The organism is Candidatus Glomeribacter gigasporarum BEG34 (assembly GCF_000227585.1).
GTDB classification, from domain to species: domain Bacteria; phylum Pseudomonadota; class Gammaproteobacteria; order Burkholderiales; family Burkholderiaceae; genus Glomeribacter; species Glomeribacter gigasporarum_B.
Genome location: NZ_CAFB01000023.1, coordinates 1 through 3,338, shown reverse-complemented (window position 1 = coordinate 3,338; position 3,338 = coordinate 1). Strand labels below are relative to the sequence as shown.

The window sequence follows — 3,338 nt, the reverse complement described above, 5'->3', positions numbered from 1 at the left end:
GGATGTCGGATTTCTCGGCTTTAAGCATCATGCCTTCCGGTTCCATCGTGACGGGCTGCAAATACACAGCGGCGATTTCCATGCCATTGTGAATGTGCGGTTTGCCAATCGGATATTCAGCCGCCCGCGCGAAAGAAGACAGGCTGGTCAATAACGCCGCTGTGAGGACATAAAGAAATGTAGAAGTCATTGGGCAAATGCGGAAAAGATCAAAAAATAATAATGCGAATCATTCTCAGTTTTGAAAAAGTGTAACGCCCTCTCAAGCCTAATGCAAGGCTTCCAGGCGTTTCGCCCAGCCGCGCTGGCAAGGCGCGCCAATGCAGACAGTGCACCTAGAGCATTTTTCAGCGAGATTGCACAAGAAGCGCGCGAAGCGACACAGGGCAAACCGCTGAAAAATGCTCTAAATAATTGTAGGTTCCGGCTCTAACCGTACTCCAAAGCGCCGGTAGACATCGCGCTGGATGACTTCAGCCAGTTTGAGAATATCCGCGCCGCAGGCATTTCCATTATTGATAATCACCAGCGCATGGCGCGCGTGCACCGCAGCGCGCCCCAAAGCGCGCCCTTTCCAGCCGCAGCGCTCGATCAATTGCCCGGCGGCCAGTTTGATCTGTCCGTTCGGTAAAGGATGGGCGGCAAGATCAGGTTCGCGGCCCGATAGCGCTTCAAAATCCGCTGGCCGGAGCAGGGGATTCTTAAAGAAACTGCCGGCATTACCCGCTTGAGCCGGATCCGGCAGTTTTGATTGGCGCGCCGCAACCACGGCGTCAAACACATCGCGCGGCGAGGGTTTCACGATACCCCGTTCTGCAAGGATGCGTTCAATCTCTGGATAGGCGCAGCGCGGCTGCCATCTTTTGGGCAGGCGGAATACAACCGAAACAATGACGAAACGCCCCGACTCGCACTGCTTGAAAAAGCTGTCTCGATAAGCAAAACGGCATGCAGCCGCATTGAGATGCAAGGCCTTGCCGGTTTTCATATCCAGCGCGCGCAACTGGAAGAAGCGTTCGCTCATTTCCAGACCGTAGGCGCCGATATTTTGAACGGGCGCCGCGCCGACTGTGCCCGGAATCAGGGCCAGGTTTTCAAGGCCGGGCCAGCCGCATTCAAGCGTCCATTGCACAAAATCATGCCAGCGCTCGCCCGCGCCGGCTTCGATCAACCAGGCATCGGCATCTTCATGCACTAAACGCCGACCGCGCTGCGCAATGAGCCAGACAATGCCGTCAAAATCGCGCGTCAGCACGATATTGCTGCCGCCGCCCAATATCAGACGCGGCAGACCTTTAAGGCGCGGATCAACGCGCGCACAGGCAAGCGCCGCTTCGCATTCGATCGCTTGCGCATACCGGGCGCGCACTTCAAAGCCAAAGGCGTTGTGCGCGCGCAGCGGATAATCCGTTAAAAGGCGGGGCGGCTTAATATTCCCCCCCGTTTTACTTTGACCCAAAGTATTGAGATAGACCGGTCCGCCAAATAATCTTTCCAGGTCAAGGCGCGCCTGCACGCCCATCTGTTTCAGTTTCTGGCCCCGCTCGCCGATGATCATCGCTTTATGCGAATCCCGCTCAACCAGAATGGCGGCGAAAATGCGGCGCAAGCTGCCCTTTTGTTCAAAGCGCTCAATCCGCACCGCACTGGTATACGGCAATTCATCGCCCGTGAAGCGAAACACTTTTTCGCGCAGCGTTTCGGCGGCAAGGAAGCGTTCGCTGCAATCGGTCAGCGTATCTTCAGGATAGACCGGAGCTTTAACCGGTAAATAAGGCAACAGTATTTGCCGGCATTTTTCAATATCGTCTGGCCGTTTCGCGGATATCGGCAGCATCTCGCAGAACGCGCGCGCCGCGCGCAGGCGCTGCAGAAAAGGGAGCAGCCCGCCCTTGTCGGCAAGCCGGTCGACCTTGTTGGCAATCAGCAGCGTTGTGAGCGCAGCGTCGATCTGTGCCAGCGCCTGTTGATCTCGCGCGTCATAACGCCCCGCTTCAACGACAAACAGGCATACATCGACTGCGCTGAGCGCGGCGGTCACAATGCGATTTAAGGATTGATTGAGCGGGCCGCCGTAGCGCGTCTGGAATCCCGGCGTATCGACAAAAATATATTGCGCTTCAGCGCAGGTATAGATCCCTTGGATACGATAACGGGTCGTCTGCGCTTTGCGCGAAGTGATGCTGATTTTCTGCTGGATGAGCGCATTCAGTAAGGTCGATTTACCCACGTTTGGCCGCCCGACAATGGCAATGGTTCCACAGCGGAATGTCATCTTTGGACAATTTTTGAAATGTATAGCCAAGCAACTTTAGTTTGAGACAAGGAAGCAGCCGCGAAGACAGTATGAATAATACGGCGAGCGGCGATGACGCCGTATCAAATTAAAGTTGCTTGGCTATATTTTCAAGAACGCTTGATTTCTGCTAAAGCCCGCGCGGCAGCCTCCTGTTCCGCCGCGCGGCGGCTCGCGCCGCGACCCCGCGCTTGAATTTCCAAGGACGGCACCGTGCATTGAATTTCAAACTGTTGCCGATGCGCAGCTCCGCGCGTTGTGATCACAGTATATTCCGGCAGCGCGATCTTGCGGCCTTGCAGCAATTCCTGCAAACATGTCTTTGCATCTTTACCGGACATCTTCAGATCGAGATGGTCAAGGATAGGCGCATACAGGCGCTCGATCGCCGCGCGCGCCGCGCTGAAACCGCCATCCAGATAAATGGCGCCAAAGAGCGCCTCAAGCGCATCGGCCAGCATCGACGGGCGCTTGCGCCCGCCGCTTCTCAGTTCTCCCTCGCCCAGCCGCAAATCTTTGGCGAGTTCCAGTGTCTGCGCAATCTGGCAGAGCGTTTGCTGTTTCACCAAATGGGCGCGGATGCGCGACAAATCCCCTTCCTTCAGCGCCGGAAAACGCTGGAATATCAGCGCGGAAATGACGCAGTTCAGCACTGCATCGCCAAGAAATTCAAACTTTTCGTTATGCGGTGCGCTATGGCTGCGGTGCGTCATCGCCCGGCGCAGCAATACCGGGCGGCAGAACACGTAATCTAGCCGGCTTTGCAAAGTATTTTTGGAAGTCATTCTAAAAAGTGTATGGTTCTTGGTTCTCTGTATTTTTAACCTCACGCCCAATGAAGACGCCTGAACTATCGGTCATTATTCCTGTCTATAACGAAGAAGCGGGGTTGCGCGTTCTGTTTGACCGCCTCTATCCAGCGCTGGATGCGCTTGAACTGAGCTATGAAGTGATCTTTGTGAACGATGGCAGCCGCGACCGCTCCGCAGCCCTGCTCTCCGAGCAATTTCACGCGCGCGACGATGTCACGCGACTCTTGTTA

General features: G+C 55.6%; 4 protein-coding genes and 2 pseudogenes. 2 read left to right on the top strand and 4 right to left on the bottom strand.

Going from position 1 to position 3,338, the window contains the following annotated elements; translation table 11 throughout:
- Positions 1–190 (bottom strand): iron transporter (locus CAGGBEG34_RS00445; protein WP_042687187.1); only part of this gene is annotated, 190 nt, incomplete at its 3' end.
- An 81-nt stretch (positions 191–271) separates the two neighbouring features.
- Here CAGGBEG34_RS00445 and CAGGBEG34_RS10895 point away from each other — a divergent pair.
- Positions 272–433: a hypothetical protein gene (locus tag CAGGBEG34_RS10895; protein ID WP_203224808.1), complete on the top strand. Its 162-nt coding sequence runs from the start codon at positions 272–274 to the stop codon at positions 431–433.
- On the opposite strand, the gene murB is transcribed toward CAGGBEG34_RS10895, so the two are convergent.
- The 3 genes and pseudogenes from murB to rnc all read right to left on the bottom strand — a co-directional run.
- On the bottom strand, positions 407–1,432 hold the full coding sequence (gene murB / locus CAGGBEG34_RS00435) for a UDP-N-acetylmuramate dehydrogenase (protein ID WP_050009258.1): 1,026 nt from the start codon (positions 1,430–1,432) through the stop codon (positions 407–409). The two genes, CAGGBEG34_RS10895 and murB, sit on opposite strands and share 27 nt — an antisense overlap.
- Before the next feature lie 6 nt (positions 1,433–1,438).
- Positions 1,439–2,275 (bottom strand): annotated as a pseudogene (era, locus tag CAGGBEG34_RS11505) (GTPase Era); the annotation flags it as partial.
- A 143-nt stretch (positions 2,276–2,418) separates the two neighbouring features.
- Positions 2,419–3,081, bottom strand: a pseudogene (gene rnc / locus CAGGBEG34_RS00430) (ribonuclease III); the annotation flags it as partial.
- Positions 3,082–3,131: 50 nt separating this feature from the next.
- On the opposite strand from rnc, the gene CAGGBEG34_RS00425 reads away from it, so the two are divergent.
- Positions 3,132–3,338: glycosyltransferase (locus CAGGBEG34_RS00425; protein WP_042687181.1), on the top strand; the 207-nt coding region annotated here is incomplete at its 3' end.